The 6,371-nt window shown below is 50.8% G+C and carries 4 protein-coding genes; 2 read left to right on the top strand and 2 right to left on the bottom strand.

Features of this window, described 5'->3' with window-relative positions; genetic code table 11:
- Positions 1-805 precede the first annotated feature (805 nt).
- Complete coding sequence (lnt, locus tag Q9L42_RS20125) at positions 806-2,302, top strand: apolipoprotein N-acyltransferase (RefSeq protein WP_305906611.1); 1,497 nt, start codon at positions 806-808, stop codon at positions 2,300-2,302.
- Between the two features lie 45 nt (positions 2,303-2,347).
- Here lnt and Q9L42_RS20120 read toward each other — a convergent pair whose 3' ends face one another.
- Together Q9L42_RS20120 and Q9L42_RS20115 are read right to left on the bottom strand one after the other, a co-directional pair.
- On the bottom strand, positions 2,348-3,121 hold the full coding sequence (locus Q9L42_RS20120; protein WP_305906612.1) for a ParA family protein: 774 nt from the start codon (positions 3,119-3,121) through the stop codon (positions 2,348-2,350).
- A gap of 62 nt (positions 3,122-3,183) precedes the next feature.
- Positions 3,184-3,684, bottom strand: a complete 501-nt coding sequence (locus Q9L42_RS20115; protein ID WP_305906613.1) for a zinc ribbon-containing protein — start codon at positions 3,682-3,684, stop codon at positions 3,184-3,186.
- 81 nt (positions 3,685-3,765) lie between these two features.
- Between Q9L42_RS20115 and leuS the strand changes: the two genes are divergently transcribed.
- Entirely contained in the window at positions 3,766-6,351 is a 2,586-nt protein-coding gene (gene leuS, locus Q9L42_RS20110) for a leucine--tRNA ligase (protein ID WP_349431710.1), read from the top strand.
- Positions 6,352-6,371 lie beyond the last annotated feature (20 nt).

Genomic DNA, 6,371 nt, shown 5'->3' with positions numbered 1-6,371 from the left:
CAAGGACGGCAGATTTATGCTCCTGCAAAATCTGCATTTCCACCATCCCTGGCGGGCATAGGTAAGGAGCGTGACCGGTTTTTGCTCCTGCAAAACCGGCATACATCACATCCCTGTGAATAAGCAGGAGCGGAAGCGTTGCCTACAGGGAAGGCAAAGATTGCTCCAGGCAATCTTATTGCATTTCCACCATCCCTGGCGGGCATAGGTAAGGCCGATATTTGCTCCTGCAATATTGGCATTCAACACATCCTTGTGTTTCGAGCGTGACCGGTTTTTGCTCTGACCGCCAGGGAAGGCGGAAATGTAGAAAACGGAAATGCAGGAGCAATTTTCTACCTGCAATATTGGCATTCAAGACATCCTTGTGTTTCGAGCGTGAGCAGGAGCGGAAGCTTTGCCGTAACTATTCAGTATCTTTCAGGGTTTAGGGAGTAGACCATTGATTTCTCGGGACGCGTTCACCCAGCACCTAAATACCCTAGGTTATTGGCTATGATTAATAATCTTCGTTAATTTAGGTGCTGGGTGAATACTTCCATGGCAGCTAACGGCATCCTGCCTCACGCGGCACTTGCACTTCCCTGTGCGGCGTAAGCTCTGACTGCAACGTCTGACCGTCAGGGACGATGGAAATGCAGATTTTGCAGGAGCAAAAATCTGCCTGTTGCAGTCAGCCCGATAAATCAATAGCCTACTCCCTCTGATAAAAATACGCTGAATAATTACATAAATTTTACATCTATGCTATGCCTGTCGGCTAAAGCTGATATTCTTAAAGGTCATTTTTTCTATCGATCCAGCAATGAAACTCTTCTCAAAGTGGCAATGGGAAATACTTTCTCCATTGGCCGGATTTCTACTGACATTGTCTTTTGCGCCCTATAACTACAGTTATCTGGCGATCATTTCGTTGGTCTTTGCCTTGTTAAGTTGGCGGGCGGTATCGCCGCGACGGGCGGCCCTTCGAGGTTTTTTATATGGAGCCGGCTTGTTTTGCTCCGGAGTGTTCTGGGTTTATATCAGTATCCACGATTATGGCGGCGCCCATTTCATCGGCGCGGGGTTGTTGACGGCCTTTTTTTGTCTATTTTGGGCGTTATTCCCGTCTTTAACCGCTTACCTGATTGCCAAGTTATCAAGGGGGCAAGGTGTGGGGGCGAGCGCCTTGATCGCTGCGGGGATATGGATTCTGGTCGAGTACTTCCGAGGCTATTTGCTGCTTAATGGTTTTCCCTGGTTACAAGTCGCCTACAGCCAACTGGAGACTCCTTTGGCTGGCTATGTCCCAATATTGGGCGGTTATGGCGCAGGGTTTATGTTGTTGCTGTCGACGGCCTTGCTTGCCGGAACGCTGCAACAGCGAACTGGCTGGGGGAGAAATGCCGTAGCACTGGCTTTAATCTGGGGAGGTGGTTTTCTTTTACAATGGATCGATTGGACCGATCCTGTTAAACAACCGATTAAAGTCAGCCTGATTCAAGGCAATGTCTCCCAGGACAAGAAATGGCTGCCGGAATATAGAATCAAAACCTTGATCAAATACCGGCAGCTGACCGAGCAACATTGGAATTCCGATGTCGTGATCTGGCCGGAGACGGCGATTCCGGCGTTTTATCACCAGGTCGAGGAGTTTTTTATTAACCCGCTGGAGCAACAAGCGCGGCAGCACAACACCGATCTGATTGTCAGCCTGCCTGCGAAGGGGAAGACTTTAAAAGAGAATTACAACATGGTCGTGACACTGGGGGAGCAGAGGGGCGACTATAAGAAAAACCATTTGTTGCCGTTTGGCGAATATTTGCCGCTGCAGCCGTTATCAGGTTATGTTCTTGATTTATTGCAGGTCAATCTGGGCAATTTCTTACCCGGCGGCGATGACCAGGCGTTGATGAAGGCGGGAGGCTATAGCTTTGCGGCGTCTATTTGCTATGAAGACGCCTTTGCTTCGGCCTTTCTGCCCGCTTTACCGGAGGCAGCCTATTTGGTTAATGTGACCAATGATGCCTGGTTTGGAGATTCGATAGAGCCTCATCAGCATCTGCAGATCGCTAGGATGAGGGCCTTGGAAACAGGGCGATACTTGTTGCGCGCGACAAATACCGGGGTGACTGCCGTGGTCGATGCTAAAGGCGGAATTGTCGAGCAGGCGCCGTTGTTCGAGCAGGCAGTGGTGACTGCGGACATTTATCCGATGACCGGCATGACGCCTTACGCCTGGGTAGGCGATCAATGGATCATCGCTGTATTGGCGTTATTGTTGATGGTTCAACTGATCGTAGGCCGCGTTAAACGTAGGTGAAGCCATTGCCCGACTGCAGCGCTAAGCCGGGCGATGATGTCGAATTTAGGGATTGATTTCCAGATATAAGGCGCGAAATTCGTCGGTAAGTTTATGGTTGGGCGCGAAATGCACTAAGGGCTTCGATAGACTATGCGATTCGCGGATTTTTACCGACGGAGATATTTTTGGCTCCAATACCGCATGACCTTCCTGTATCAATTCCTCGACCAATTGACGAGGCAGATTGGCCTGCTTCTGATATTGATTGACGACGATGCCTTCAACTTCCAGAGTCTGATTATGGTCCGCCTTCACTTCGGCCACTGAATTCAGCAGCGTGTACAGGGCCTCTCGGGCAAAGGTGTCGCAGTCGAACGGAATCAGGCATTTTTGCGCCGCGATCAACGCCGATTGGCTGTAGAAATTCAGCGTCGGCGGGGTATCCATGTAGATATGATCGAAGCCGTCCAGTTTTTCCAGGGCTTCTTTCAATTTGAATATTTTATAGCGGGCGTCCAGTCTGCTTTGCAGGGCTTCCAGGTCGGGGTGGGCTGGGATCACATAAAGGTTGGGAAAAGGCGTTTCATGAATGACGCCGTCCAGGCCTTCTTTGCCGCCGCCAAACAAGCCCAATCCCAGGCAGTCCTTAAAAAAATGGGCAATGGTTTGATCCGAGTCGGTCACTTTTTCACCCAACAGGTATTGGGTTGAATTACATTGAATATCCAAATCGACCACCAGAGTTTTATTGCCTTCAACCGCACTGATAGCCGCTAGATTACAGGTGATAGTCGATTTGCCTACACCGCCCTTTTGATTGAAGATGACCCTGCGCATGTTTTTCCTCTATTGAAGCAATTGGTTTAAAGATTGCATTATCAAGCTTTAAGCCTTTAATATCAACAGCGTGTGAAATTTTCGCCGTCGCATTTAGGACATTTGGGAATGACGCTGGTCGATTTGAAAGCAATTTGTTTGCCGCAGGCATCGCAAACCAGGGTGCCCGGGCCGGTGATTTCCCCGCTTTTATAAGGGTGGTATTGCCTGGCTTGGTTCTCCAGCTTGGCCAACTCGATACGGGTTTTATCGGCGACATCCATGAATGCTTCCAGGGCAAAATTCTCGATGAGTTCGATGTCGAATTTCAGCCATTCTGTTAGCGATTCGTCATCCTTAACCGGTTCAGATGAGGTTGCGGCATGTTCGATATCGCGCAGGACGTAATGGGAGATGCGGTCCAGTTCTTCTTGAGTGAATTCCTGGGCATGACCGCCGAATTCGCTGACTTTTTCCTTGGCAATCTCCATGGCTTCGGCAACGGTATGCAGGGTGCCGTCCATTGCCTCATAAAGATGTTCCATTAATTTATTATATACGTCGATAAATTTATTTTCGTTCATGTCTATCTCCATTAAATGACACTTTAGATTTATGCGTCTGTAAGGTATTCTAACGCTTTTGACCGGAAAAAGACGAGCAGGATGGAAGAAAATTACAAACCGTTAGTGATAGAGCAAAAAGTTCAGGAAAAATGGGAGCAATCAGGCGTATTCAATGCCTCTGAAGACTCCGATAAAGAGAAGTATTACTGTCTTTCCATGTTTCCCTATCCCAGCGGCAAATTGCATATGGGACATGTCAGGAACTACACGATAGGCGATGTCATCAGCCGCTTCCAGCGCATGCAGGGCAAAAATGTCATGCAGCCGATGGGGTGGGATGCGTTCGGTCTTCCGGCGGAAAATGCGGCGATGCAAAATAATGTGCATCCGGCCGATTGGACTTATGAAAATATCGCTTATATGCGAGATCAATTGAAACGCTTGGGCTTCGGTTACGATTGGAAGCGCGAACTGGCGACGTGCGATCCTGACTATTATCGCTGGGAGCAATGGTTCTTCTTGAAGCTGTTGGAAAAGGATCTGGTTTATAAGAAAACCGCGCCGGTTAACTGGTGTCCGAACGACATGACCGTGTTGGCCAACGAGCAAGTGATCGATGGTTGCTGCTGGCGTTGCGATACCAAGGTCGAGAAAAAGGAAATCTCGCAGTGGTTCCTGAAGATCACCGCCTATGCCGATGAATTATTGCAGGACCTGGAGAAGCTGGATGGCTGGCCGGAACAGGTCAGGACCATGCAGGCCAACTGGATAGGACGCTCGGAAGGCGTGGAAATGGATTTCGCTGTCGAAGGGCAGGCTGAACCGATACGGATTTATACGACTCGCCCCGACACCTTGATGGGGGTCACTTATGTCGCGGTCGCCGCCGAACATCCGGTCGCATTGACGGCGGCGCAGAACAACGCCGACATTGCCGCGTTCCTGGAAGAGTGTCGAGTCATGGAGACTTCGGAAGCGGCGATGGAGACCATGGAAAAACGCGGTGTCGATTCAGGCGTCAAGGCGATACATCCGGTCACTGGCGAACCCGTTTCGGTCTGGATCGCCAACTTCGTGTTGATGGGCTACGGCACCGGCGCGGTGATGTCGGTTCCGGGACATGATCAGCGCGATTATGAATTCGCCAAAAAATACGATATCGACATTAAGCAGGTGATCTTTGCGGCGGACGGCGGCGATGACGATATCTCCGAACAAGCTTATACCGACAAGGGCGTCTTGAAAAATTCGGCGCAGTTCGATGGTCTGACATCGGCCGAAGCCTTCGAGGCCATCGCCGCCTATCTGGAAAAACAGGGCAAAGGCGAGCGCAAAACCAATTTTCGTCTGCGTGACTGGGGGGTCTCCAGACAGCGCTATTGGGGGGCGCCGGTGCCGGTGATTTATTGTGATGATTGCGGAACCGTCCCGGTGCCGGAAAGCGACTTGCCAGTGGAATTGCCGCGCGACGTCGTGCTGGACGGTTCGCAAGCGCCATTGGCGGCGCATCACAGTTTTCCGCATGCGGATTGTCCGCGCTGCGGCAAGGCGGCCAGACGGGAAACCGATACCTTCGATACTTTCATGGAATCGTCCTGGTATTTTGCCCGTTACGCCGGCGCCAGCGACACGGCGATGCTGGACGAGTCCGTTAATTATTGGCTGCCGGTCGACCATTATATCGGCGGCATCGAGCACGCCATTCTGCACTTGCTGTATGCGCGCTTTTATACCAAGTTGTTGCGCGATGAAGGCTTGGTCAACGCCGACGAGCCGTTCAAAAACCTGCTGACTCAAGGCATGGTCGTTGCCGAGACTTTCTACCAGATCGATCAGAACGGCCACAAACGCTATTTCAACCTGACGCAAGTCGATGTTGAGTGCGATGCTAAGGGGCGAATTGTCGGTGCTAAGTTGTTGGAAGATGGTTCGCCGGTGATCGTCGGGCCGATCGAAAAAATGTCCAAATCCAAAAATAACGGTGTTGATCCGCAAATGCTGATCGATAAATATGGCGCCGATACCGTCCGCTTATACACGATGTTCACGTCACCGCCGGATCAGTCGCTGGAGTGGAATGATGCCGGCGTGGAAGGCGCTTTCCGCTTTTTGAAACGATTGTGGCGTCAGGTGTTCAATCATGTTGAACAAGGGCAGACCACCGCGGCTCTGGACAAGGCGTCCTTGAACGAAGCGCAAAAGACGATGCGTCGACAATTGCATCAGGCCTTGAGCAAGGTCAGCGATGATTTGAGTCGTCGCCATACCTTCAACACCGCGATTGCCGCCAACATGGAGCTGATCAATGCGCTGTCAAAATTCGACGATGCTACGGATAATGGCAAGGCGATCAAACAGGAAGTTCTGGAGGCCATCGTATTGATGCTGGCGCCGATTATTCCTCATGTCTGTCAGCAATTGTGGCAGGAGCTGGGACATGACAGCGATATCGTGGTCGAAAGCTGGCCGACGATCGACCAGTCGGCGATGCAGCAGGATAGCCTACAGATGGTGATACAGGTCAATGGCAAGTTGCGCAGCAAATTGGACGTGGCCGTATCCGCTTCTAAGGAAGAGATCGAGGCGCTGGCGTTGGCCGACGATAATGTGCAGCGTTATCTGGGCGACAAGGCGGTTAAGAAAGTCATCGTCGTGCCAAAAAAACTCGTTAATATCGTCGCTTGAAGTTGGATAAGTAATAAGTC

The sequence above is a fragment of the Methylomarinum sp. Ch1-1 genome (assembly GCF_030717995.2).
Taxonomy (GTDB): Bacteria; Pseudomonadota; Gammaproteobacteria; order Methylococcales; family Methylomonadaceae; genus Methylomarinum; species Methylomarinum roseum.
The sequence above is the reverse complement of the archived record's forward strand: the minus strand, read 5'-3'. Positions and strand labels throughout refer to the sequence as shown.

Excerpts from the sequence above, each read along its gene's own strand:
- lnt (WP_305906611.1), top strand. The coding sequence starts at position 806 with ATGAAACTCTTCTCAAAGTGGCAATGGGAAATACTTTCTCCATTGGCC.
- Q9L42_RS20120 (WP_305906612.1), bottom strand. The coding sequence starts at position 3,121 with ATGCGCAGGGTCATCTTCAATCAAAAGGGCGGTGTAGGCAAATCGACT.
- Q9L42_RS20115 (WP_305906613.1), bottom strand. The coding sequence starts at position 3,684 with ATGAACGAAAATAAATTTATCGACGTATATAATAAATTAATGGAACAT.
- leuS (WP_349431710.1), top strand. The coding sequence starts at position 3,766 with ATGGAAGAAAATTACAAACCGTTAGTGATAGAGCAAAAAGTTCAGGAA.